The sequence below is a fragment of the Gillisella vitis genome, from assembly GCF_001541345.2.
Classification (GTDB): Bacteria; Pseudomonadota; Alphaproteobacteria; order Rhizobiales; family Rhizobiaceae; genus Allorhizobium; species Allorhizobium vitis.
Genome location: NZ_LMVL02000001.1, coordinates 889,018 through 914,297 on the forward strand (window position 1 = coordinate 889,018; position 25,280 = coordinate 914,297).

Genomic DNA, 25,280 nt, shown 5'->3' on the forward strand with positions numbered 1-25,280 from the left:
TGTCATCGCAGCCTCGGATTGGAGAGAATGGAAACGATATCGGCAATGGTGATCAACACCAGATAGCCGACGCAGAAGATCATCGCGCAGCTCTGGATCAGCGGCAGGTCACGGGTGGCGACGGCATCGACCATCAGCTTAGCAATGCCGGGATAGTTGAAGATCGTCTCGACGATGATGACCCCGCCGATCAGATAGGACAGCGACAGCGCCATGGCATTGACGATTGGCCCAAGCGCATTGGGCAGCGCATGGCGCAGCACGATGCGGCGGCGCGAGGCGCCTTTCAGCAACGCCATTTCCACATAGGGCGTATCGAGGGTTTCGATCACCGCTGCTCGGGTCATGCGGATCATCTGGGCTGAAACGCCGAAGGTGAGTGTGATGACAGGCATCGCATAGACCCGCACCAGGCCAGCAAATGTGTGAACCTCATTGGCAAAGGACAGCGCTGGCAGCCATTTCAGATAGACCGCAAACAGCAGAACGGCGGAGGTGGCAATCATGAATTCCGGCACGGAAATCACCCCAATGGTCACCACGGTGACGCAGCGGTCATAGAGAGAACCGCGCAGCATGGCCGATGTAATCCCCAGTGTCAGTGCGATGGGAACAGCCAGAAGGGCGGTGATGCCTGCAAGCTTCATGGAATTGACCAGACGGCCGGAAATCAACTCGGCAATTGGCATGTTATTGGCGTAGGAGGTGCCGAGATCGCCTTGCAACAAGCCCGTTGCCCACCGCAGGAAACGCAGAATTGCCGGATCGTTGAGATGCATGGCCTGGCGCAGGCCCTCGACGGCTTCCGGTGTCGCGGCCTGACCGAGCAACATGGTTGCCGTATCGCCTGGCAACAGCGCAGTCGCCATGAAAACGGCGAGCGACACGATGATCAATGTGATCAGGGCGATCATCAGCCTGTTGACAACAAGGGAAAAGGCTCGGGCGTTCACGCACATGCTCCAGCTTGGTTAGGGCGATCAATCCTCGGCAATTACTCGGGCACTCTGGTGATCGGTGTGCGGCTGACCGCGATAATGTGCCGCCAGGCTGGCAAACGGTTTTGCCGCGATGCGCTGGATAAAGCACGCATCGATCCAAAGCCATTTGCCAAGGCCCGCTCGTAGAAGGTCTGCCGAATTGGTGTCAGGCTTCCAGCCAGACATATTCGGCGAAGGCATAGCCCATCATGCCACCCAGCGGGCTGGGTTCAAGCCCTTTCAGCTTGGCAGTGATGGCGTCGACGTTGGAAAGATAGGCCGGAATGACCGTCCCTGCTTCCTCTGCGATCATCACCTGCATTTCGCCGTAGATTTCCTTGCGTTTGGCCTGATCGAGAAGGCCACGGGCTTCGAGCAGCATCTTGTCGAATTTCGGCGACTTATACTGGCTTTCGTTCCACGGAGCATCGGAAGAATAGAGCAGCGAGAACAGGATGTCGGGTGTTGGGCGTGGGTTGATATTGCCGAAATGGACCGGTGCTTTCAGCCAGTATTTGTCCCAATAACCATCGGAGGGTACGCGTTGGACATCGAGCTTCATGCCGATTTCTGCCGCCGATGCCTGGATAATCATCGCCATGTCGATCGAAGAGCTTGCGGCTTCCGATGCGATGACCGGGATGGACTGGCCAAGCACGCCCGCCTTCTGGAAATGGAATTTCGCTTTGTCGGGGTCGAAGGCCTTCGGCTTCAGGTCGGCATTGTGATAGAAGCTGGCGGACGAGAGCGGCTGATCGTTGCCGATTTCTCCAAGGCCGCGCATTGCCGATTTGATGATCTGTTCGCGGTTGACGATCAGCTTCATGCCATCGATGAAGTCTTTCTTATTGCCCGGCGCCATGTCCATGCGCATGTTGAGATTGGTATAATTACCGGATGTCGTCTTCGACAGCACGAAACCGTCCTGGGTGTCGACCAGACGCATGGAGCGAGGATTGATGGAGGCGGCCAGCTGGATGTCACCCGACAGGAGGGCGTTGACACGGGCATTGTCCTCGCCGATGGCAAAGAATTCGAAACTGTCGACATTCGGGCCGCCAGCTTTCCAGTAATTGCCATTGCGCTTCATGATCGAGCGGACGCCGGGCTCGAATTTTTCGAGAACGAAGGCACCGGTGCCATTGCCCTTGGAGAAATCCGTGGTGCCATCGGCAACGATCATGAACTGATGGATGGCGAGAATGGACGGCAGATCGGCATTGGCATGCGAGAGCGAGATTTCCACGGTCAGCTTGTCGATGGCCTTGATGCCGGTCATCTGGGCGGCGATCTTGGCAACCTTGGAGCCGGTAGCCGGATCGAGATGGCGCTTCAGCGAGTAGACGACGTCGTCTGCACTCAGCGTCTTGCCGTCGTGGAAGGCCACACCGCTTTTCAGCTTGATCGTCCAGACCTGGGCGTCCTTGCTTTCAACCGAGTCTGCCAACTCCATCTGCGGAGCGCCAGCCTTGTCGAGAATGGTCAGGCGGTTATAGAGCGCGCAGCAGCGCACATAGTCGGTGGAGAGCGAGGCCTTGGCCGGGTCCAGCGTATCGGCATTTGAGGCAGAATAGCCGGCGGCTTTCAAGGATCCTCCCTTGACCGGCGTTGCGGCGAGCGCGCTTGAGGCACGCCCCATGATGGAGCCTGCGGCGGTAAGGGCAACGCCGCCCGCCAGCATCATCTGCATCAGTTCGCGGCGGGTGGCACCACGGCGAATAGCGTTTTCCACCATGGCATCGTCAGCGCCGGTCCAGTTTGTCGTCTGCTTGTCTGTCATGACATTCCCCTTATTGTTGTTGACTGTGTTGCGTGCCTTTTGGTGGCACGTCATCGTATGCTGATTTTATCGAGTGTTGCCTTCAGGCGGCGCGATCCAACTCCACGGCCTCGGCAAGTCCCGCCATGGAGGTGAAGTGAAAATCGGGTTTCACAAATGTTTCCGGCTCGATCGTGCCACCATAGCCTTTTTGGGCATGGCGTCGCTCGATCCAGCAATTGGTTAAGCCGAGCTGCCGTGAAATTCCGATGTCGTGATATTGGCTTTGCGCCACATGCAGGATATCGGCGCGGCTGTTGCCTTCCTTTTCAACGAAAGCGAAAACCGTTTCGAAAAACGCCGGATCAGGCTTTTCCGTGGCTGTGTCGTCAGTGGTGAAGGCGGCATGAAAGGGCTCGCCCAAGGCTTCATCGAAATACGTAAAGGCCCAGCGCTGTGCATTGGTCATGGCAATCAGCCGGTAGCGGGTTTTCAACTTCGCCAGCGCAGCAACGCTATCGGCAAAGGGCTTCCAATCGGTGACGGAGCTACGCAGACGCTCGCCAAAGGCAGCGTCTGCTGGCAGGCCGAGGGTGGGGGCGATCTTTACGTAGACCCGGGTGAGATCATCGGGAAAAAGCAAGGCCTCATCGTCGTAGCGAGCTGCACGATAGAGCGAAAGGGCGTGTTCTCCATCCAAAGCAATACCGGTCTCGGCGGCAATCTCAGCGAGGCAATGGGTAATGCCGCTCTCAAAATCAATGAGCGTGCCAACCACGTCGAAGGTGAGATATTTGAAATCCGCAAAGGCCTTTGCCATCATTGCATCCTCTGGCTTGCACATCTTCATGTATCAGGCTCGGCAAATGCCGTTCCTGTCACTCACGATCCCTTGGTTTCCTCGCTTAACTTTTGTTTTTATCTTGAATGCGCCCTGGCATTTTCTACTGAGGCGCATTCGAAGTATTACAGGAGATACGGGCTGTTTCTTCCCGAATGCCGATCTTCAGGCGGCAGAAAATTCTGAATCTGATCGTTTGGCGATATTTCACCCGACCGGCTTTAGCTTAAGCCATGGCGGCGCGAACATCCGGGTCGGCGAGTGTCTGATCCAGCGTCTTTCTGGTGCGCTCGACAATGGCGTCGATTTCGCTTTCCGTGCAGCACAGCGGTGGCGCGTAGCCCAGAATGCCATTGGCAAAGGCACGAATGACGAGGCCATTGTCCCACGCGCGTTCAAACACCCGTGTGGCAGGTGCGGCAGCCGCTGGCAGTGGCGTTTTCTTGTCCTTGTTCACCACCATTTCAATGGCGGCCAGCATGCCGCGCCCGCGCACATCGCCCACCAGTGGGTGGTCTTTCAGGCTTTCCAGGCCTGCAATCAGCCGCGCACCCATTTTGCGGCCGTTGTCTAGCAAGCCGTCCTCATAAAGCTTCAGCACAGCAAGGCCAACGGCAGCACTGACCGGATGGGCCGAATAGGTGTAGCCGTGGCCAATGGCCGCCGATCCGGCACCATCGGCAATGGTGTTGTAGATTTTATCGGACAGGAACACCGCACCCATCGGTACATAGCCCGATGTAAGGCCCTTGGCAGTGGTCATCAGATCCGGCACCACGCCATCGTCGGCACAGGCAAACAGCGGGCCGGTGCGGCCAAAGCCGGTGATGACTTCATCGGCGACAAACAGAATGTTCAGCTCGGTGCAGACATCCCTCATTGCTTTCAGCCAGCCATCGGGCGGAACAATCACGCCGCCGGAGCCCTGAATCGGCTCGACATAGAAAGCAGCAACGCGCTCACTGCCCAGGTCTTCGACCTTCTTGCGCAAGGCTGCAACGGATGACGCGATAATGGCGGCGGGATCATTGCCGACCGGGTTGCGATAGGCGTAGTGCGACGGAATTTTATGCTGCCAATCGAATGGCAGGCCAAAACCGGCGTGGAACAGCGGCAGCGCCGTGAGGCCCGCACCCACGGTGGACGAGCCATGATAGCCCTGTTCCACCGAGATGAACTGGTCCTTCTGCGGCGTGCCCTTGCAATGGTAATAATAGCGGATGAAGCGGATCGTGCTGTCGATGGCATCCGAGCCGCCGAGAGTGAAATAGATATGGTTGAGATCACCGGGTGCCCGGTCTGCCAGTTCTGCCGCCAGCCGGATGGCGGGTTCCGAGCCAAGGCTGAAATAGCCGGTGGCGTAAGGCAGTTCCCGCAATTGCTTGGTGGCAGCCTCTATGATGCTTTCCTGGCCGTAACCAGCGTTGACGCACCACAGACCGGCAAAGCCATCCAGCAATTGACGTCCGGTGGAATCCGTGACGGTTGCGCCGCTGGCTGATTTCAGAACGCGCACGCCAGCCTTTTCATGGCTGCGATAGGAGGCAACCGGATGCACGAGATGGGCACGGTCCAGTTCAATCAGGGAATTGCTCAACATTATCAGATCTCCAAAAAAATCAGCCGAGGGCCTGGCTGGCGAGTGCATAGGTTTTGACAGAAACGGATTCATTCGGACCGGTCGGTGCCGTGTTGCGTCGCATTGGCACGCCGCCGCCCACGTGAACAAGGCCCTGCTGCGTCAACCACGGCGCAAGGCCTGTTGCAATTGCTGTATCGACGCGCAGAAATGATCCTGCTCTTGCCGCAAACACAAAGGACAAAAGGGCTTTTGCATCGTCCTGATTGGCCGCCACGACCGGCCCCGCGACTTCGCCGCGACCAAAGGGACGCAGGGCAATATAGCCGGTGATGCGGCCAGCATCGCTGATAATGGCGAATTTGCCGGTTTCCGCGAGCGTGCGAAGGAGGTTTCGCCGATCTGCGCCAAAGGCAGCCGCATCAAGGGCAGCCAACTCTTGCAGCATATCCTGCTCAGCCCATGTGACCGCTGATGCGTCGAATGCTTGCTTCTGGACAAAGCCCTGATGCTGGACGATCTCGCCAGAAGCGACAAAACCAAGCTTTTCATAGAGTGGCAGGCCATCCTGTGTTGCCACCAGACGGCATTCTCTGCCCTCGGCAGCCTGCAAGGCCATATCCATCAATTTCCGACCAAGCCCGCGCCCGCGCATGGAGGCATCGACAATGACCATGTTGATGGTTGCACAGGTCTCGCCATACAGCGTCGCCATGGCGGTTCCCACCACGTGACCGTCTTCAAGCGCCACAAAGCCCTTGCTTAAGGAGAGCACAAAGGCCCAGTCTTCACGGCGATGCGGCCACTGTGCCTGCTGGGACAGCAAAAATGCGCCGTCGATATGTTCCGGACCAAAGGAAATAATGTCGATCTGGCTTGCCTGCATGCCACTATCCTGAAATCTGTTTTTAGTGTCCTTCAGTGATAGACCCGCGCGCAAAGAAGATCATCCCGACGATGGCGCGTCCTTGGTATGTTTGGCTGTTCCGATCGATTATCGCCGCATCTTATGCCGTGAGTGTGGATTTCTGCCGGGTGTGAGGACAGCGGGTCTGGGGCTTTTGCAAAACTCTCTGCCAAATCCTCCACTGCATACGCAACATTGTGCTTTGAGAGGTGGCAATTGCGGTGAATGGGTTGGGTTGGCTCTGCCTATGATGGGAAAACCCGAACGATATGCTTTGCAAGGATCGAGAAAACCATGGCTCCCTTCCGTCCGAAATACATCACCTTCGATTGCTACGGTACGCTCATCAATTTCCAGATGGCGGAAGCGGCCCGCGACATTTACGGCACCCAACTGGAAGCCGCCCATATGGATGAGTTTGTCAAAAACTTCTCGGCCTATCGTCTGGATGAAGTTCTGGGCGATTGGAAGCCTTATGCCGCTGTGGTGCACAATGCCATTGAACGCACCTGCAAGAGAAACGGCGTGACCTTCCGCGAAGAAGACGCAAAGACTGTGTACGAGCGCGTACCCACATGGGGTCCGCACCCGGACGTGCCTGCTGGCCTTGCCAAAGTGGCCAAGGAGATTCCGCTGGTCATCCTGTCCAACGCCATGAATTCGCAGATCATGTCCAATGTCGAAAAGCTCGGCGCACCCTTCCATGCGGTCTATACGGCAGAGCAGGCGCAATCCTACAAGCCACGCATGAAGGGCTTTGAATATATGTTCGACATGCTCGGCTGTGGCCCTGATGACATTACCCATGTGTCGTCTTCCTTCCGCTATGATCTGATGACCGCCCATGATCTGGGCATCAAGAACAAGGTCTGGGTCAACCGTGGTCACGAGCCAGCCAATCCCTATTACGGCTATCAGGAAATCGCAGGCGTTGACGATCTGCCCGGCGTGTTTGGTCTTTAACGATGAAATATCTCTCCTACTGGCACGACACCGCTCCGCAATTTGCCGGTGGCATCACCGGGGCAATTGAAGGCGATTTTGATGTCGCCGTGATTGGCGGCGGCTTTACAGGCCTCGCTGCGGCCCGCCAGCTGGCGCGCGCCGGGGCAAAGGTGATCGTGCTGGAGGGGCAACGCATCGGCTGGGGTGCCTCTGGCCGTAATGGCGGGCACCTCAACAATGGTCTGGCCCACAGCTATCTGGGGGCCAAGGCTGAACTGGGCAAGGAGCGGGCGATTGCCCTTTACAAAGCGCTCGACAGTTCCATCGATACCATCGAGGCGCTGATTGCCGAGGAAGGCATTGATTGCAATTTCCGCCGTGCCGGAAAGCTGAAACTGGCCTCAAAACAACTGCATTTTGAAGGGCTTGCCCGCAATTTCGAAGCATTGCATGAAGAGGTCGATCCCGACACGGCCCTGTTGTCGCCATCGGAGCTAAAAAGTGAGGTTGGCTCACCTTTTTATGGTGCCATGCTGTCCAAGAAAAGCGCCATGATGCATATGGGCCGCTATGTGGTGGGCCTTGCGCAAGCCGCCCACCGCCACGGTGCTGACATTGCCGAGCAGGCCTCTGTGACATCTATTGAAAAACAGGGCGACCGCCACCGCCTGACCACCGCGCGGGGCCGCGTGACCGCCAAGAATGTGCTGGTGGCCACCGGGGCTTACACCACGCCCAATTTCAGCTTTTTCCGCCGTCGTATCATTCCGGTCGGCAGTTTTCTGATTGCCACGCGGCCTTTGTCGGACACGGAAGTGGCTGCTGTGATGCCGGGCAACCGCACCTGCGTCAACACCATGAACATCGGCAATTACTGGCGCCTTTCGCCCGACAACAGGTTGATTTTCGGCGGTCGCGCCCGCTTTTCAGCCACATCGGATCAACAATCGGACGCCAAAAGCGGCGAAATCCTGCGCCAATCCCTTGCCGCGATTTTCCCCCAGCTTGCCAAGGTCGAGATCGATTATTGCTGGGGCGGTCTGGTGGATATGACCAAGGATCGCTATCCCCGCGCAGGCTATCAGGATGGTGTGTGGTACGCCATGGGCTATTCCGGCCACGGCGCCCAGCTCTCAACCCACCTCGGCATGATCATGGCCGATACCATCATGGGCAAACCCGATGCCAATCCGCTGAAAGGTCTCGATTGGCCTGCCGTGCCGGGACATTTTGGCAAGCCATGGTTTTTGCCGATGGTGGGCATGTATTATAAGATTCTCGATAGATTTCAGTGAGAAGGGCAGCCTGCAATCGTGCAGGGTCACTGGATTTGCGGATGCATAAAAGCTTTGCGCGTCTGCGTGATATGCTCTCCCAAGCCATCGTCTGGCGTCGCGCTTGCGACAAAACGCACATGTCATGTGTGGCTGTATTATTCTATGGGAGACCGCATTGATGAATCTCTGAAAGGAAATGGCCAATGACGAGCGACTGGGTGGACTGGTTCCCTATCGTCTTCTTTCCGGCAAAGATTATCGTGTTGGGCACGGCCATGTTCTTCGCTATAAAATGGCATCACGATCAGGATAAAGCAGAGAAGAAGAAAAACGAAACCAGCGAAGCGGATGCGCCTGCCAAACAGATCGGTGACGCCTCAAATTAGTTGTTCTGTCCTGAAGTTTGGCCGACTGGAGTTGTGACCGTGTTTGTGCGGTAGGCAACGGCACATAAAACTTTAACCCGGTCAAAGACTGATCAGCACACTCTTGCTCTTGCGATTGGCGTGATAGGCCTCGCGTCCGAGATCCTTGCCGATGCCTGACTGCTTGTAGCCGCCGGTCGGCAGGATGTGATCGCGGGAACGGCCATAGCGGTTCACCCAGACCGTGCCTGCCTGAAGCGAGCGTGTCAGGTGAAGGGCGCGGGAGAGATCGCGGGTGAACAGACCCGCACAAAGCCCATAGGTTGGGTGATCGGCCAAAGCCAGCGCCTCATCCTCGTGCTCAAACGACTGCATGGTCAAGACGGGACCGAAAATTTCCTGTGTCACCGCCGGAGAATGCTGATCGACATGGGAGAGCAAGGTTGGCGTATAGAAATACCCATCGCCTTCCATGATGTCGCCGCCCGTCAGACATTCCGCCCCGGCATCAATGGCGGCCTTGACGATGCCGTCGATCCGCTCACGCTGACGCTGGGAGATAATCGGCGAATATTGCGTTGCGGCATCCCAGGTTGGGCCTGCTTTCACCGCCTTCATTTTGACAATGATCGCTTCTGCCAAAGGCTCCATCACGCTGCGCTCAACAATCAAGCGTGAGCCAGCCACGCAGGCTTGGCCTGCGTTGGAGAGAATGCTTTGGGCAATGGCAGCGGCGGCCTTGTCCAGATCTGCATCGGCAAACACCAGTTGCGGGCTTTTGCCGCCCAGTTCCAGTGTCATGGGTTTGACGCCCGTGCGGGCAATATTGCCCATAATCGCCTGACCCGCTCCGGTGGAGCCGGTAAAACTGACCTTGGCAATATCCGGGTGGCCGGTGATGGCATTGCCTGTAACCGGACCGTCGCCCAGCACGATATTGATCAGCCCCGCCGGAATCCCGGCCCTCACTGCCAATTGCGCCAGATAAATGCTGGAAAAGGGGGTCATTTCCGAGGGTTTCAGCACCACGGCATTGCCAGCGGCCAGTGCTGGCCCAAGCTTCCAGCCCGCCATGGAAACCGGGAAATTCCATGGCGTGATGGCTCCCACCACGCCATAAGGCTCACTCATGATCATGCCGAGGCTATCACCATCGGTCGGCACAAGAGCGTCGCCTTCCTTGTCTGCCATTTCGGCAAAAAAGCGGATTTGCTCGGCGGTGACGGCAATGTCCCCGGCAATCAGATGGCCAACGGGGCGGGTGGAGGAGAGAGCCTCCAGCTTGGCCAGCGTTTCTGCCTCGCGCTCAATCAGGTCTGCCCAGCGTTGAAGAACGATCGTACGCTCACGCGGGCGAACGCTGCCCCATTTGCTGGTCTTCAGCGCCTGTTTTGCGGTTTGAACGGCCCGATCCACCATGTCCTCATTGGCAACAGGACAGCCCGCATAGGTCTTGCCGTCCGACGGGCGGCACATGTCGAGCGCGCCATTGGCATCCACCAGCGTATCGCCAATGAAATGGCCGATGGGCAGGGCGATGGTGTCTGGATCGAAGCTGAGGGTCATGGTGGTTCCTTAGGCTAGAGCATCGGACCGAAAAGTGGGAACCGGTTTTCGGATAAATCCGATGCCCAAACAAAAGCTTAGAGCATCGTGCGGATTCCGATTTTCTGCACGATGCTCTAAGCTCGGCTTACGCCATGATGGTGACGTAGATTTTCTTCACCGTTTCAATGGTCTTCCACACGCCAACAAAGCCCGGTTTCATAATGAAATGATCGCCTGCCTTGTAAATCACCGGCTCGCCGCCTTCAGGGGTGATTTCGACTACGCCCGACAGGATATGGCAGTATTCAAAGCTCTCGCCCTTGATGGATTTGGTCTCGCCGGGGGTGGCTTCCCATACGCCTGTGTGGATCATCTCGCCACGGCAGACATCCTGCGGCCAGGTCTTGAAAGCCGGATCGCCAGAGATCAGCCGCTCCGGCAGGGCCTTGGATTCTTTCGGCGTGAACGTGGGGTTGGTGTCGATGGTTTTCAAAAGAGACATGGATTAGTCCTCGGTCTAAAGTTGGCAGCAGTGGTCTGCGAGAGCGGTAATCATGGTCTGGCAGGTGGCCAGCTCATCCATCAGGATATATTCGTTGGGCTTGTGGGCGCGGCTGATATCGCCGGGGCCGCAGATGATGGCATCGACACCCGCTTGTTGGAAAAGCCCGGCTTCGGTGCCGTAGCTCACGGCTGCCAATGGCTCTGTGCCTGTGAGTCGGTACAGCAGCGCGGCAAGCTGTGCGTTTTGGGGGAGTGAGAGTGCCGGATAAGCACTCATCTCTGTCCATTCCACGCCAAAACCTTTGTCTTTCAACGCGTCCGCCGCCTGACGAACAGGCTGCAAAAGCACTGCGGGATCAACGCCAGAAATGGCGCGGGCTTCAAACTCGGCCTCACAGGTATCAGGAATGATATTGACGGCTTGTCCACCACGCACGGTTCCCACTTGCAGCGAGGAATAAGGCGGCTCAAACACCGCTTCAAATGGACCTTGTGTCAAAGTTCCTGCCGCATCGCGGGCGGCAAGCAGAACCTCACTCATGGCATGAATGGCATTCAGCCCCAGATCAGGCCGCGATGAATGGCCGGAGCGTCCGGTGATGGTGACGCGGGCGGCAGCCTTGCCCTTATGGGCGCGGATGGCCCGCATGCCGCTGGGTTCGCCAATAATGGCCCCAAGGGGGCTTTCGCAAAGAGATGGCAGTTGCATCAGCATATGCGGCACGCCACGGCACCCGGCCTCTTCATCATAGGAAAAAGCAAGATGAATGGGACGGGCAAGCGGCATGGCAGCAAGGGTTGGAACGCAGGCCAAAGCGCAGGCCAAAAACCCCTTCATGTCGCTGGTGCCACGGCCAAAAAGCCTGTCACCCTCGCGCCGTAGCTGGAAAGGATCACTTACCCAGCCGCTTTCGCCCGCTGGCACCACATCCATATGACCTGACAGAATATAGCCGGGGACATGTTTGGGGCCGATGGTGGCAAACAGATTGCTCCGGTCGCCCTCCGGGCCAACAAGCACGCTGACCGCCTCGCCGTGGCTTTGCAGATAATCAAGGATGAAGCTGACAATCTCGCCATTGGCGGTGCCGACAACGGAAGGGAAGGCCACCAGGCGTTCGAGAATGTCCAAGGGTCGCTCCGTCGATCCGGTCTCGCAATGCGGCGCAATGCTGATAAGACGCAAAGCTCAGTACCTTGGAAAGGCCGAGTGCGCCTGATCTGGAATCTACAAGCCTAGCGGTATTTTTCCTGCCGAAAGCAGGGGATATTTGGTGGAATCTTCGGTTCCGGACGCTGAGGGGAGCGGATTATACCGACGCTCATGCGACAGACGGATCAGGCCTTTCCTGGCTCTCTATGAATTGTCGAACAGTCCCGGCTTTGCATGCCGAAACCCACGAGAGCGATCCGGACGAATTGCTGCGCATACGGTACGAGTTGAAAATTGTCCCGGCCGAAGGCCCATTCGCCGATCAGGCCCGATATGGTCGCGCTCAGGGTCATGGCGGCGGAGGCGGGGCTCCAGGGCTCGGTCAACTGGCCCCTGTCGGCGGCAACCTGGAAGAGGGGCAGCAGCTTGCCCTTGAGCGTGCTCAGAATGCCATCCGAGTCGGTTTCCTTTATCGTAAGATCTAGATGCAGGCTGACCCGGATCACACCGCGCCGCCGCTCATCGGCCTGAAGATGCGCCAGCATGTCGAACAATATCTGCTCAAGGGCGGCAAACACGTCGACGGAACTATCCGCCGGAAGCCGTGCCGCCAATTGTTCGAAAGGCTTGAAAGCCTGGTTGCGCAGGGCTTCGAGAATGCCGCGCTTGTTCTTGAAATGCCAATGGACAGCGCCGCGTGTCACGCCCACTGCCTGGGCAATCTCGTCCAGTGACGTCTGGTCGAAGCCTTTGGTGAGGAAAAGTTGCTCGGCAGCATTCAGGAGCTGCATGTGGGTTTCCGCTGCTTCTTCCTTGGTTCTCCGCAATGGGTCCTCCTGGGCGAAATTGTTGGGCACGATACGTCGTTCGCTAATTCATCACATATTTACGCACTGCGATCAATCCTATTTACAAACGGTATGTATGTATATATATCGGAGAGGCTACCGTTGGAGTGTTCCTAGCCATGCAAAAAACAAAGCGATTTCTTGTTGCGGGTTGCGCTATTGCAGCCCTTTCCTTTTCCACCCCCTCATTTGCGCAGATGCCAAATGCTGGACCGCCGGCTGTCGGCGTCACGATCGCCAAACTGAAGCCGATCAATGATACGACCGAGGTCAATGGCCGGGTCGAGGCGAAGGATTCGGTCAATCTCGTTGCCCGTGTGACCGGGTTCCTGGAAGAACAGCTTTTCAAGGAAGGCTCTGAGGTCAAGAAGGGCCAGGTCCTGTTCCGCATCGAGCGGCAGTCCTATGAGGCCGATCTGGATTCCAAGAAGGCCACTCTTGCCGAAAACCAGGCCACCCTGGAAAATTCGAATATATCCCTTGCTCGTAACGAACAGCTTCGAGCTGGGGGCAGCGGCAGTCAGAGCAATCTGGACGACGCACGTGCCACGCAACGGACCTCGATTGCCAAGGTGGCTGAATCGGAAGCCGATGTGCGCACCTCGCAGATCAATCTTGGCTATACCGATATCATCGCACCTATCGATGGTCGTATCGGCCTTGCTTCGGTCACGGTCGGCAATGTCGTGTCGTCCTCATCGGGAACCTTGGCCACGATGGTCAGTCAGGACCCGATGTATGTGAAATTCCCCATATCGGTGCGCCGTCTCATCGAATTGAGACAGCGTTTCGACAAGGAAGGCGGTCTGGAAAAGAGCGTGAAGCTCAAGATCCGCTTGCCCGATGGCAGACTATACGCCCAGGAAGGCACGCTTGATTTCTACGACATCAGCGTGTCCGAAAATACCGATTCCATCACCCTGCGCGGCACGATCCCGAATCCACTGCTGCCGACGGGACATCGGGAACTGGTGAATGACGAATTCGTCCGTGTCATTCTCGAAACCGTCGAGCCGACCGATTACCTCACCATTCCGCGTGCCTCGGTCATGGTCGATCAGCAGGGCTCCTATGTCTATGTGGTTGATGACAAGAGCATTGCGCAGGTGCGCCGTGTGACGCTTGGACAATCCACGCCGGAAATGGCTGTTGTCACCAATGGCCTCAAGGAAGGCGACAAGGTGATCACAGACGGAATCCAGCGTGTTCGGCCAAATACACCGGTCAATGCACAGCCGGCCGACCAGGCTCCACCCGCCGCACCAAAGCAGGGCTAAGCGATGTTTTCCAATATTTTCATTGATCGTCCACGCATGGCAATCGTCATTGCCATCGTGCTGACGATTGCCGGTGGTCTGGCGCTGACCAGAATACCGGTCTCACAACTTCCCGATATCGTGCCGCCACAGGTCCAGGTGACGGCCACCTATCCCGGCGCTTCCGCCGAAGTGCTGGAGCAGACCGTTGCGCAACCGCTCGAATCCAAGGTGATTGGGGTCGACAAAGCTCTCTACATGAAAAGCACCAGCGGTAATGATGGCAGCTACTCGCTGACCGTCAGTTTCGCTCTGGGCAGCGATGCCGACATTAACACCGTTAACGTCAACAACCGCGTGCAGACGGCTCTGTCCTCGCTGCCCAGCGACGTTCAAAATCTTGGTGTCTCGGTCAGCAAAAAATCCTCGTCCATTCTGCAATTCATCATGTTGCAGAGCGAGAAGGGCAAGTTCGATCCGCTGTTCATGACCAACTATGCAACGATCAACGTCCTGGACGAGATCTCGCGTATTCCAGGTGTCGGTTCTGCATCGCTCTTCAGCAACATGAAGTATTCGATGCGGATCTGGTTCGACGTTGACCGCTTGTCCAGCCTTGGCCTGGTGCCTTCGGATGTCACAAGCGCGATTTCAGCCCAGAACGTCCAGGCACCTGTTGGCCGTATCGGTGCACGTCCGGTGCCGGACGATCAGGCATTTCAATATAACGTCCAGACCCAGGGCCGTCTCGAAACGCCGGAGGAATTCGGCAATATCGTGCTGCGCGCCAATAAGGACGGCTCTGTCCTGAAAGTGAAGGATGTTGCCCGTGTCGAACTGGGCGCACAAAACGACGACACGGTCTCTCGCCGCGAAGGCGATCCGGGTGTTGCCATGGGCATTTACATGTCTCCCGGTGCCAACGCGCTGAACACGGCTGCGGCCGTCAGCGCCAAGATCGCACAGTTGAACAGCCGGATGCCGGAAGGCATGCGCGCCAATGTCATGTACGACTCGACCACCTTCGTTGAAGACACGATTGAATCCGTCATTCATACGCTGATCGAAGCCTTCGTGCTGGTGGCTGTGGTCGTCTTCCTGTTTCTCGGCAATGTCCGGGCAACGGTCATCCCGATCATTGCGGTCCCGGTCAGCGTTATCGCCACATTCGCGGTGCTGCTGGCGCTTGGCTACTCGGCCAATACGGTCTCGCTTCTCGCTCTTGTGCTTGCCATCGGCATCGTCGTCGACGACGCGATTGTCGTCGTGGAAAATGTCGAGCGCGTGATGGAGGAGGAGCCGGAGCTGACACCGGTTGCCGCCACCAAGAAGGCCATGGGGCAGATCACCGGTCCGATTGTTGCGATCACCCTTGTCCTGCTCTCGGTTTTCGTTCCCATCGGCTTCATCTCCGGCATATCAGGTGAATTGTTCCGGCAGTTCTCGGTCACCATCAGCGTTGCCATGCTGATCTCGGCCATTAACGCGCTGACGCTGTCGCCTGCTCTCTGCGCCGTCTTCCTGCGCCACACCGGCGAAAAACGCGGCATCATGGGCTGGATCAGCCGGCGTATCGACAATACCCGCGACGGCTATGCCTGGGCGGTTCAGAAAATGGTCCGCATGGCGGTCCTGTCCCTGTTGATCATCGGGGTCGGCGGTGCAGGCATCTATGGGCTGTCGAAGATTACCCCCAGTGGCTTCCTTCCGGAAGAAGACCAGGGCACGTTCTTCATCGCGGTGCAATTGCCCGATGGCGCTTCGGTGGCGCGGACAAGCGGTGCCGTTGCGCAGGTGGAAGATCTGCTGAATGCTATTCCGCAAATCGAAAATGTCTCTTCGGTTATCGGTTATTCCTTCCTCGACAGCTATTCGGCCAGCAATTCCGCCTTCATGATCGTGAAGCTGAAACCTTTCGCGGACCGCCCGGCGGCCTTGGACAAGGTACAAGTAGTTATTGGCCGGACGTTCGGCATGGTCCAGCAGGTCAAGGCCGCGACTGTTCTGCCCTTCAACCTTCCACCCGTTCTGGGTCTTTCCACCAGTGGCGGTTTCGAAGCGATGATCGAATCGCTTGAGGGTGCCGATCCGGCCACCATGGCCAATGTGGCCTATGGCGTGGTCGGCGCGGCCAATCAGAACCCGAAACTGGCGCGTGTCTTCACCACCTATGGTGCCAATGCGCCGTCGATCTATCTCGATATCGATCGTGAAAAAGCACAGGCGCTCGGTATCAGCATCAGCGATATCTTCAACGCTCTGCAGGCAACGCTCGGTGGCTCCTATGTCAACGACTTCAACGAGTTCGGACGTACCTGGCAGGTCAAGGTCCAGGGCGATGCCGCCAATCGCCGCGATACATCGGCGCTTTGGAACATCTATGTCCGCAACTCCAACAGTGACATGGTGCCTCTCCAGTCGATTGCCGAGGTGAAGACAATCGTCGGCCCACCTGTCATCACCCGCTATAACAACTATCGCGCCGTGACGATCAATGGCTCGGCTGCTCCCAGCACGTCTTCCGGGGACGCCATGGAGGCCTTCAAGCAGGTGGTCGCCAATACCCTGCCATCCGGCTTTGCGCTGGAATGGACGGGAACGGCCTATCAGGAACAGCAGGCCTCTGGCCAAACGGGTATCATCCTGGCGTTGGCTCTGCTGTTTGCCTATCTGTTCCTCGTTGCCCTCTACGAAAGCTGGACCATTCCCGTACCGGTTCTGCTTTCTGTCATCGTGGGTGTATTCGGGGCCTTTGCCGGCATGGTGCTGATGCATATGACGATGGATCTCTACGCACAGATCGGTCTCGTGGTGCTGATTGCCCTTGCTGCCAAAAACGGCATCCTGATCGTCGAGTTCGCCAAGGAACACCGCGAACAGGGCATGCCGATTGCCGATGCGGCGGTGCTGGGGGCAAAGCTGCGCTTCCGCGCCGTGATGATGACGTCGATTGCCTTCATCCTTGGCCTCGTGCCGCTGGTTTGGGCAAATGGCGCCTCGATGATGGCACGGCAGAATGTCAGTACGCCGGTGTTTATCGGCATGTTGACAGCCAGTACGCTTGGTCTGTTCGTCATTCCGATGCTCTACATCACCTTCCAGACAGTGCGTGAAAAATTGAAGTCCTGGCTTGGCTTGGGTAAGCCACCCGAACATCATGCGCCGCATAGTGACCATTAAGTCGGGCGACTAGGCGCATCGTTTGAAAAGACCGGATCGGAGATTGCATCGCAGCTTCCGATCCGGTCAATTTGCATGATATTCCGGCCATTTTTACGCTTCAAAGCCGCAATTGCACTCTGTTGCCATTGCGGCTTTTCTCATTGGGCATCACGGTCCCGCCTCATAAAATGTCTTTTCTGCATGATACCTTAAGCCGATTCCGGTTTAAGCGTTTATGCTTTAAGGTCTGCGCGAAAGAGGACGAGGATCACATGCCGACAATATTGGATCAGCTGGAAAGCCGCCGCGCCGAGGCCCGTCTTGGCGGTGGGGAAAAGCGGATTGACGCGCAGCACGCCAAGGGCAAGCTGACGGCGCGCGAGCGGATTGAGATCTTGCTCGATGAAGGGTCGTTTGAAGAATACGATATGTATGTGACCCATCGCTGCACGGATTTCGGGATGGATGGTCAGAAGGTGGCAGGCGATGGCGTCGTCACCGGCTGGGGCACGATCAATGGCCGCCAGGTCTATGTGTTCTCCCAGGATTTTACCGTGCTCGGCGGTTCGCTGTCGGAAACTCATGCACAGAAGATTTGCAAGATCATGGATATGGCGGTCCGGGTTGGAGCGCCGGTGATCGGCATCAACGATTCGGGCGGGGCGCGGATACAGGAAGGCGTGGCCTCGCTGGCCGGTTATGCCGAAGTGTTTCGCCGCAATGCCGAGGTGTCTGGCGTCATTCCGCAGATCTCTGTCATTATGGGTCCCTGCGCGGGCGGCGCAGTGTATTCGCCTGCCATGACCGACTTCATCTTCATGGTGCGTGACACGTCCTACATGTTCGTCACCGGCCCTGATGTGGTGAAGACGGTGACCAACGAAATCGTCACGGCGGAAGAGCTGGGCGGGGCAGGCACCCACACGAAGAAATCCTCGGTGGCCGACGGCGCTTTTGAAAACGATATCGAGGCGCTGGAACAGGTGCGGCTGCTGTTTGACTTCCTGCCGTTGAACAATCGCGAAAAACCGCCGAGCAGGCCGTTCTACGATGATCCGGCCCGGCTCGAAAGGCGGTTGGACACGCTGATCCCCGACAGTTCCACCAAGCCTTACGACATGAAGGAACTGATCCACGCGCTGGCCGACGAAGGCGATTTCTTCGAGTTACAAGAAGCTTTTGCCAGGAACATCATCACCGGCTTCATCCGGCTGGAAGGCCAGACGGTCGGTGTGGTCGCCAACCAGCCGATGGTGCTAGCTGGCTGCCTGGATATTGATAGCTCACGCAAGGCGGCCCGTTTCGTGCGGTTTTGCGATGCCTTTTCCATTCCGATCCTGACGCTGGTGGATGTGCCGGGCTTTCTGCCTGGTGTGGCGCAGGAATATGGCGGGGTGATCAAGCACGGTGCCAAGCTGCTGTTTGCCTATTCTGAGGCCACCGTGCCGATGGTGACGCTGATCACCCGCAAGGCCTATGGCGGCGCCTATGACGTGATGGCCTCCAAGCATATTGGCGCTGATGTGAATTATGCCTGGCCGACGGCGGAAATCGCCGTCATGGGTGCCAAGGGCGCGACGGAAATTCTCTACCGTTCCGAACTGGGCGACCCGGAAAAGATCGCGGCGCGCACCAGAGAATATGAGGAGCGGTTCGCCAATCCGTTCGTGGCGGCCGAGCGCGGCTTTATTGACGAAGTGATCATGCCGCATTCGTCGCGCAAGCGCATCGCCCGGGCCTTTGCCTCGCTGCGGGGCAAGCAGGTTGCGACCCATTGGAAAAAACACGATACCATTCCGCTTTAAAAACGGGCCCACGTTGATAGCGGGTTCACTTCAACAGCAAGATCGGACCTGTTCCGGCAGACAAGAAAGGGTGGCATGGATGTCCAAGGCCCCTGATATGACCAAGCACCGTGGATTTCCCTCCGGCATGCCCGGAACAGGTGTACAGTTCACCATTCGCCGGGCCAATCCCCGGGGCGTCACCCCCATCAAGGCCATGCCGCGCAAGGCCTATCCCGGCACCAAGGAACACCGCATCGATGCGGCTTTCTTGCACGCGCTCTGGCATCACTTCGGCGCTGAACCTTTCGAGCGCGGCAATCTCGATGCGGCCCGGCTCAACCTGCTGTTTGGCCGCGAAGTGGTGGCGGTGGAAAAGGATTTCGATCCGCTGTCCTATGAAGCGATGCTGCGCATCGATGAGCGGGTGGCGCGCCACAGCTTTCCGGAATCCTTCGATGATGTGTTTGAGGTGTGATGCGATGGTTTCTCTCCTGTTTCAGCCGGATGCTGCATGATGGTTAAAGTGTCTGAAATGCCCAAGCATCGCGGGTTCCCGGCGGGCCTTCTTGGCACGCAATGGCAGTTCACGCTGCGCCGAGCCAATTCCAACGTGACAAAGCTCACCTCCATGCCGCGCCACCGCACCATGGACCAGACCGTGGCTTTGGCTGATATCGGGTTTGTGCGGGCGCTTTGGGAGTATTTTGGCGCAGAGCCTTTCGAGCGCGGCAATCTGGATGGCGAGCGGCTGTGCCGTCTATTTGGCCGGGAGCTTCTGGCTGCGGAGCGGGGTTTTGATCCGACCTCCTATACGGCAAAGCTGAAACTCAACGAAAAACTGGCCCGGAAGAACTTTCCGCAGGCCTTTGACGACACGGAAGGGGTGTGACCATGGCAATCTCGAAAATCCTGATCGCCAACCGTGGCGAAATCGCCTGCCGGGTGATCAAGACCGCCAAGCGGATGGGCATTGCTACTGTCGCTGTGTATTCCGATGCCGATGCCAATGCGCTGCATGTCAAGCTGGCGGATGAGGCGGTGCATATCGGCCCGTCGCCGTCCAATCAATCCTATATCGTTATTGACAAGATTTTGGATGCGATCAGGCAAACCGGCGCGGATGCCGTGCATCCGGGCTATGGGTTCTTGTCGGAAAATGCCGCCTTTGCCGAGGCGCTGGATAAGGCGGGCGTAGCCTTCATCGGCCCGCCGGTCGGCGCCATTCAGGCGATGGGCGACAAGATCACCTCCAAGAAACTGGCGGCAGAGGCTGGCGTGTCCACCGTACCCGGCCATATGGGGCTGATTGCCGATGCCGAGGAAGCGGTGAAGATTGCTGGTGAGATCGGCTATCCCGTGATGATCAAGGCGTCCGCCGGTGGCGGTGGCAAAGGCATGCGCATCGCCTGGAACGATGCCGAGGCGCGTGAGGGTTTCCAGTCGTCGAAGAACGAGGCGATGAACTCGTTTGGCGACGACCGAATCTTTATCGAGAAATTCGTTGACCAGCCGCGCCATATCGAAATCCAGGTGCTGGGCGACACGCATGGCACTGTGCTCTATCTCGGTGAGCGCGAATGTTCGATCCAGCGGCGAAACCAGAAGGTGATCGAGGAAGCGCCATCGCCGTTTCTGGATGCGGAGACCCGCAAGGCCATGGGCGAACAGGCCGTGGCGCTGGCCAAGGCGGTTGGATATTATTCCGCTGGTACGGTGGAATTCATCGTCGATGGCAATCGCAATTTCTACTTTCTGGAAATGAACACCCGCTTGCAGGTGGAGCATCCGGTGACGGAACTGATCACCGGGCTTGATCTGGTCGAGCAGATGATCCGGGTGGCGTCTGGCGAGAGGCTGGGTTTTGCGCAAGGGGATGTAACGCTGACCGGCTGGGCGGTCGAAAGTCGGCTCTATGCTGAAGATCCGTATCGCAATTTCCTGCCGTCGATCGGCAGGCTGTCACGCTACCGCCCGCCCAGCGAAGGCCAGCAAGCCGATGGCACGGTGGTCCGCAACGATACCGGGGTGTTCGAGGGCGGGGAAATCTCGATGTATTACGACCCGATGGTTGCCAAGCTGTGTACGTGGGGGCTTGATCGGATCACAGCCATCGACGCGATGAGTGCGGCGCTGGACCAATTCGAAGTCGAGGGTATTGGCCATAATCTGCCGTTTCTGTCGGCGGTCATGCAGCATCCGCGCTTTCGCTCCGGCAAGATTACCACGGCCTTCATCGCCGAGGAGTTTCCGGAGGGCTTTTCCGGGGTGGAGCCGGATGAGACGGCGGGTCGGACGCTTGCTGCCGTTGCATCTCTTGTCCACCAGCGGCGCGAGGCCCGTGCCGCGCAGGTCTCCGGCACCATGGGCAATCACGCCCGCACCATCGGCCGTGACTGGGTCGTTGAACTGGCAGACCGGCATTATCCGCTGACGCTGTCGGCGGAGCCCGGCAGTCTGACATTTGCCGATGGCGGTGTGGTCGCGGTCGATGGCCTGTGGCAGCCTGGCCAGACGCTGGCAATCTTTAGCGTCGATGGCCAAAGCATCGGGCTTAAAATTGACCTCAAGGGTCCCGCTATCCGCCTGCGCTGGCGGGGCATGGATGTCGTAGCGCATGTTCGCACTCTGCGCGTCGCCGAGCTTGCCCGGCTTATGCCTCGGAAATTACCGCCCGACACGTCAAAAATGCTGCTCTGCCCGATGCCGGGTGTGGTGACCGGCATTGCTGTTGCTGAAGGGGACGTCGTGGAGGCCGGTCAGGCGCTGGCGACGGTCGAGGCGATGAAGATGGAAAACATCCTGAAGGCCGAGCGACGCGGTGTGGTCAAAAAACTGGTTGCGAAACCGGGCCAAAGCCTCGCCGTGGACGAACTGATCATGGAATTTGAGTGATGGGCGACTGTGCTTTTGGCCAAGGATCAGGCGTCATCGCCCTGCCGCTCACCCAGCCGCACCAGCATATGTCTCTGATGGTCCTGCCCACCGAAAAAGATGGCCAGGATCTGGACCTGGTTTTTAACCTCATCCACTTTGAAATAGATGACCGCACGATTTTTCGTCACATGGCGCAAGTCCGGCGCGATGCTTGGCAGCAATGTTCCCTGAAAGGGCGCATGGACCAGCGCCTTCAAATCATCGTCGATCGCTTGAAGACGCGCCGAGGCGCGATCAAATGCTTCCTGTATCGCATCTCCGAAAGACAAATAGGCTTCGACAAGGTGATCAAAGATCAGGTCAAGATCTCGATTGCTGGCGGCAGACCGCACCAAATCAAAGGCCATAAAAGGACTTTTTCGCAGCGATCATCTGCTGGATTGTTCGGCTGCTGTCCTCGGCGTTCAGGAACGGACCTTTGCTGCGCTCGTCGATCAGCGCGCGCAATGCCTGAACTTCGGCTTCCTTCATCTCTGTTTCTTCCCGCAGCAGCTCGAGACCGCGCTGCACGACGGCGCTCAGGCTTGAATACCGCCCGTCTTCCACAAGCTTGCGGGCAAATTTGTCTTGCTGGTCGGAGATGGAAACGGAGGCTTTCACGGACATGGGGACAGGCTCCTCAAGGATTAGCTATTAAAAATACTACTCAGTCGCATTAAAATCAAGCTGAACGGAGAGGCGCTGGAATGTCGTCTTTCGTCTGCAAGGGTGGAGGGATTAATCGATGTCGAAGAAGACGGTTGCAGATTGGCAGTCGCTTGCCGAAAAGGAGCTGAAAGCCAGCCCGGACAGCCTGACCTGGCAAACGCCGGAAGGCATTGCCGTCAAGCCGCTTTATACGGCCGACGATCTTGCCGGCATGGACCATCTCGATAGCCTGCCTGGCTTTGCGCCCTTCACCCGTGGGCCACGCGCGACGATGTATGCCGGGCGGCCCTGGACGATCCGCCAATATGCCGGGTTTTCCACGGCGGAAGCCTCCAATGCCTTTTACAAGCGCAATCTGGCGGCTGGACAGAAGGGACTGTCCGTTGCCTTCGACCTTGCCACCCATCGCGGCTATGACAGCGACCACCCGCGCGTCGAAGGCGATGTCGGCAAGGCGGGTGTGGCAATCGACAGTGTCGAGGATATGAAAATCCTATTCGACGGCATTCCGCTGGGTGAAATGTCGGTGTCGATGACGATGAATGGCGCGGTCATTCCGATATTGGCGAATTTCATTGTGGCGGGCGAAGAACAGGGCGTTTCGCGGGATAAATTGTCGGGCACCATTCAGAACGATATTCTGAAGGAGTTCATGGTCCGCAACACCTATATCTATCCGCCTGAGCCTTCGATGCGGATTGTCGCTGATATTATCGACTATACCGCCAGAGAAATGCCGAAGTTCAACTCGATCTCGATCTCCGGCTATCACATGCAGGAGGCGGGCGCGACGCTGGTGCAGGAATTGGCCTTCACCCTTGCCGATGGCCGCGAATATGTGCGGGCAGCGCTGGCCAAGGGCCTGGATGTCGATGCCTTCGCAGGCCGGCTGTCGTTCTTCTTTGCCATTGGCATGAATTTCTTTATGGAAGCCGCAAAACTGCGGGCCGCCCGGCTGCTGTGGACCCGGATCATGCAGGAATTTAACCCCAAAAATCCGGGCTCGCTGATGCTGCGCACCCATTGTCAGACGTCAGGCGTGTCGCTGGCCGAGCAGGACCCGTATAACAACATTGTCCGCACGGCGTTTGAGGCGATGTCGGCAGTGCTGGGTGGCACGCAATCGCTGCATACCAATTCCTTCGATGAAGCCATTGCGCTTCCCACCGAGTTCTCCGCGCGCATTGCCCGCAATACCCAATTGATCCTGCAGCATGAAACAGGGGTGACCAAGGTGGTCGATCCGCTGGCTGGCTCTTACTATGTCGAAAGCCTGACCAAGGAACTGGCGGATGCGGCCTGGGCGCTGATCGAAGAGGTGGAAAGCCTGGGTGGCATGACCAAGGCGGTGGCTGACGGCCTGCCCAAACGACTGATCGAAGAGGCCGCCACCCGCCGCCAGGCGGCTGTGGACCGCCGCGAGGAGGTGATCGTTGGCGTCAACAAATACCGGCTGGAAACCGAAGACGAGATCGACATTCTCGATATCGACAATGCCACTGTCCGCCTTGGTCAGATCAAGCGCCTTGAAGACACCAAGCGCCGCCGGGATGCAAAAGCGGTGGAGGCGAGCCTGGTGGAGCTGACCCGCATAGCCAAAACCGGAGAAGGCAATCTTTTGGCCGCTGCGGTCGATGCCGCCCGCGCGCGCGCCACCGTGGGTGAAATCTCGGATGCCATGCGGGCGGTGTTTGGCGACCACACCGCCGTGCCAAAAGTGGTGTCCAAGGTTTACGGCGACCGCTATCACGACGATCCCGAATATCAGACGCTTGTCGGTCAGCTATCGGACTTTGCCACGGCGTTGGGGGGCAAGCCGAAGATTATGGTGGCCAAACTTGGCCAGGATGGCCATGACCGGGGTGCGAAAGTCATTTCCTCGGCGTTTGGGGATATCGGCTTTGATGTCATCGCCGGTCCGTTGTTCCAAACCCCGGAAGAAGCCGCCGATCTGGCCGTCAGCCACAAGGTGCAGGTCGTCGGCATGTCCTCGCTGGCGGCTGGCCATAAAACCCTTGCGCCGCAATTGGTCGAGGCGCTCAAGAACAAAGGTGCCGAAAACATCATCGTCGTGGTTGGCGGTGTGATCCCAAGGCAGGACTATCAATTCCTCCTCGACCACGGCGTCGCAGCCGTCTTCGGCCCAGGAACAAACGTGCTCGAAGCCGCAAGAGCAGTGATTGATCTCATGCAAGGTCGGTTGCGAAACCAATAATGCTTCCCTGAAGCGATAGAGGTTTTTTGGACAGCATAGAGCACGAGATATTATTTTTATCAAAATAGTTTGAATACTAATTATATCTGTGCTACCTAGCGATTATGAGCAATGATCTCGACACGCGCAGACGTTTGACCAGTCAGCTGTTTTCGGCCGCGCGCCTCTGGCGCCGGACGATTGATGTCGTGCTGGCCGAGCATGGAATTTCCGAGGCCTGTGCTTCACCGCTGGTATGGATCGGGCGGTTAGGGGGCGGTATTCGCCAGATCACCCTTGCCGAACATGTCGGCATCGAAGGGCCCTCGCTGGTGCGGCTGCTCGATCAGCTTGAAGCCTCGGGCATGGTCATGCGCAAGGACGATCCCACCGACAGACGCGCCAAGGGCCTTTGGCTGACGCCGGAAGGCACGCGCATGGCAGCACGGATAGAGGCTGTGCTGGACGACGAACGGGCAGGGGCCTTTGAAGGCGTTTCCCAGGCGGATCTTGAAACGGCCCTGCGCGTTTTAATGGAGTTTCAGCAGCGCTGCGTTGATCTGCGGGCGAGCCGAGACAAGAAGGACTAGGGT

Annotated in this window: 22 protein-coding genes; 11 read left to right on the top strand and 11 right to left on the bottom strand. The window is 57.7% G+C overall.

The window, feature by feature from the left end; all coding sequences use genetic code 11:
• Window positions 1–2 precede the first annotated feature (2 nt).
• The 5 genes from ASB66_RS03710 to ASB66_RS03730 form a co-directional block, all read right to left on the bottom strand.
• A complete protein-coding gene (locus ASB66_RS03710) occupies window positions 3–959 on the bottom strand; it encodes an ABC transporter permease (RefSeq protein ID WP_156545073.1) in 957 nt (318 codons plus the stop codon).
• Window positions 960–1,146: 187 nt separating this feature from the next.
• On the bottom strand, window positions 1,147–2,760 hold the full coding sequence (locus tag ASB66_RS03715) for an ABC transporter substrate-binding protein (RefSeq protein ID WP_114386280.1): 1,614 nt from the start codon (window positions 2,758–2,760) through the stop codon (window positions 1,147–1,149).
• Between the two features lie 82 nt (window positions 2,761–2,842).
• The gene (locus tag ASB66_RS03720; RefSeq protein WP_060717607.1) at window positions 2,843–3,559 is read right to left on the bottom strand and encodes an HAD-IA family hydrolase; all 717 of its coding nucleotides are present in this window, start codon (window positions 3,557–3,559) and stop codon (window positions 2,843–2,845) included.
• Window positions 3,560–3,806: 247 nt separating this feature from the next.
• Window positions 3,807–5,180 carry an aspartate aminotransferase family protein gene (locus ASB66_RS03725; RefSeq protein ID WP_060717608.1) on the bottom strand — a complete coding sequence of 458 codons (1,374 nt, stop codon included), beginning with the start codon at window positions 5,178–5,180 and terminating at the stop codon, window positions 3,807–3,809.
• 19 nt (window positions 5,181–5,199) lie between these two features.
• The gene (locus ASB66_RS03730) at window positions 5,200–6,045 is read right to left on the bottom strand and encodes a GNAT family N-acetyltransferase (RefSeq protein ID WP_060717462.1); all 846 of its coding nucleotides are present in this window, start codon (window positions 6,043–6,045) and stop codon (window positions 5,200–5,202) included.
• A gap of 315 nt (window positions 6,046–6,360) precedes the next feature.
• Between ASB66_RS03730 and ASB66_RS03735 the strand changes: the two genes are divergently transcribed.
• From ASB66_RS03735 to ASB66_RS03745, 3 genes are all read left to right on the top strand, one after another.
• Window positions 6,361–7,029, top strand: coding sequence for a haloacid dehalogenase type II (locus ASB66_RS03735; RefSeq protein WP_060717609.1), 669 nt, complete (start codon window positions 6,361–6,363; stop codon window positions 7,027–7,029).
• Between the two features lie 2 nt (window positions 7,030–7,031).
• Window positions 7,032–8,306 carry an NAD(P)/FAD-dependent oxidoreductase gene (locus ASB66_RS03740; RefSeq protein ID WP_060717463.1) on the top strand — a complete coding sequence of 425 codons (1,275 nt, stop codon included), beginning with the start codon at window positions 7,032–7,034 and terminating at the stop codon, window positions 8,304–8,306.
• Window positions 8,307–8,491: 185 nt separating this feature from the next.
• Complete coding sequence (locus ASB66_RS03745) at window positions 8,492–8,674, top strand: hypothetical protein (protein ID WP_060717464.1); 183 nt, start codon at window positions 8,492–8,494, stop codon at window positions 8,672–8,674.
• An 81-nt stretch (window positions 8,675–8,755) separates the two neighbouring features.
• On the opposite strand, the gene ASB66_RS03750 is transcribed toward ASB66_RS03745, so the two are convergent.
• From ASB66_RS03750 to ASB66_RS03765, 4 genes are all read right to left on the bottom strand, one after another.
• Window positions 8,756–10,219 (bottom strand): aldehyde dehydrogenase family protein, encoded by a 1,464-nt coding sequence (locus ASB66_RS03750; RefSeq protein ID WP_060717465.1) that lies wholly within the window; start codon window positions 10,217–10,219, stop codon window positions 8,756–8,758.
• 127 nt (window positions 10,220–10,346) lie between these two features.
• A complete protein-coding gene (locus ASB66_RS03755) occupies window positions 10,347–10,703 on the bottom strand; it encodes a cupin domain-containing protein (RefSeq protein WP_012654000.1) in 357 nt (118 codons plus the stop codon).
• Window positions 10,704–10,718: 15 nt separating this feature from the next.
• Window positions 10,719–11,837 carry an acetylornithine deacetylase gene (gene argE, locus ASB66_RS03760; RefSeq protein WP_234612826.1) on the bottom strand — a complete coding sequence of 373 codons (1,119 nt, stop codon included), beginning with the start codon at window positions 11,835–11,837 and terminating at the stop codon, window positions 10,719–10,721.
• A 206-nt stretch (window positions 11,838–12,043) separates the two neighbouring features.
• On the bottom strand, window positions 12,044–12,685 hold the full coding sequence (locus tag ASB66_RS03765; protein WP_147274006.1) for a TetR family transcriptional regulator: 642 nt from the start codon (window positions 12,683–12,685) through the stop codon (window positions 12,044–12,046).
• A gap of 140 nt (window positions 12,686–12,825) precedes the next feature.
• On the opposite strand from ASB66_RS03765, the gene ASB66_RS03770 reads away from it, so the two are divergent.
• The 6 genes from ASB66_RS03770 to ASB66_RS03795 all read left to right on the top strand — a co-directional run bounded on the left by ASB66_RS03770 (window position 12,826) and on the right by ASB66_RS03795 (window position 21,803).
• Window positions 12,826–13,983 (top strand): efflux RND transporter periplasmic adaptor subunit, encoded by a 1,158-nt coding sequence (locus ASB66_RS03770; RefSeq protein ID WP_060717467.1) that lies wholly within the window; start codon window positions 12,826–12,828, stop codon window positions 13,981–13,983.
• Window positions 13,984–13,986: 3 nt separating this feature from the next.
• Window positions 13,987–17,142: an efflux RND transporter permease subunit gene (locus ASB66_RS03775; protein WP_060717468.1), complete on the top strand. Its 3,156-nt coding sequence runs from the start codon at window positions 13,987–13,989 to the stop codon at window positions 17,140–17,142.
• 254 nt (window positions 17,143–17,396) lie between these two features.
• Window positions 17,397–18,929, top strand: coding sequence for an acyl-CoA carboxylase subunit beta (locus ASB66_RS03780; RefSeq protein WP_060717469.1), 1,533 nt, complete (start codon window positions 17,397–17,399; stop codon window positions 18,927–18,929).
• Between the two features lie 79 nt (window positions 18,930–19,008).
• Window positions 19,009–19,386 (top strand): hypothetical protein, encoded by a 378-nt coding sequence (locus tag ASB66_RS03785; RefSeq protein ID WP_060717470.1) that lies wholly within the window; start codon window positions 19,009–19,011, stop codon window positions 19,384–19,386.
• 39 nt (window positions 19,387–19,425) lie between these two features.
• Complete coding sequence (locus ASB66_RS03790; protein ID WP_060717611.1) at window positions 19,426–19,800, top strand: hypothetical protein; 375 nt, start codon at window positions 19,426–19,428, stop codon at window positions 19,798–19,800.
• A gap of 2 nt (window positions 19,801–19,802) precedes the next feature.
• On the top strand, window positions 19,803–21,803 hold the full coding sequence (locus tag ASB66_RS03795; RefSeq protein ID WP_060717471.1) for an acetyl-CoA carboxylase biotin carboxylase subunit: 2,001 nt from the start codon (window positions 19,803–19,805) through the stop codon (window positions 21,801–21,803).
• Window positions 21,804–21,829: 26 nt separating this feature from the next.
• On the opposite strand, the gene ASB66_RS03800 is transcribed toward ASB66_RS03795, so the two are convergent.
• Together ASB66_RS03800 and ASB66_RS03805 are read right to left on the bottom strand one after the other, a co-directional pair.
• Window positions 21,830–22,192, bottom strand: a complete 363-nt coding sequence (locus ASB66_RS03800; RefSeq protein ID WP_060717472.1) for a type II toxin-antitoxin system RelE/ParE family toxin — start codon at window positions 22,190–22,192, stop codon at window positions 21,830–21,832.
• Window positions 22,182–22,451, bottom strand: coding sequence for a type II toxin-antitoxin system ParD family antitoxin (locus ASB66_RS03805; RefSeq protein ID WP_060717473.1), 270 nt, complete (start codon window positions 22,449–22,451; stop codon window positions 22,182–22,184). Before ASB66_RS03805 ends, ASB66_RS03800 begins: the two co-directional genes overlap by 11 nt.
• A gap of 118 nt (window positions 22,452–22,569) precedes the next feature.
• On the opposite strand from ASB66_RS03805, the gene scpA reads away from it, so the two are divergent.
• Both scpA and ASB66_RS03815 read left to right on the top strand, forming a co-directional pair.
• On the top strand, window positions 22,570–24,708 hold the full coding sequence (scpA, locus tag ASB66_RS03810; RefSeq protein WP_114386237.1) for a methylmalonyl-CoA mutase: 2,139 nt from the start codon (window positions 22,570–22,572) through the stop codon (window positions 24,706–24,708).
• Between the two features lie 104 nt (window positions 24,709–24,812).
• Window positions 24,813–25,277 carry a MarR family winged helix-turn-helix transcriptional regulator gene (locus tag ASB66_RS03815; RefSeq protein WP_060717475.1) on the top strand — a complete coding sequence of 155 codons (465 nt, stop codon included), beginning with the start codon at window positions 24,813–24,815 and terminating at the stop codon, window positions 25,275–25,277.
• Window positions 25,278–25,280: the final 3 nt, after the last annotated feature.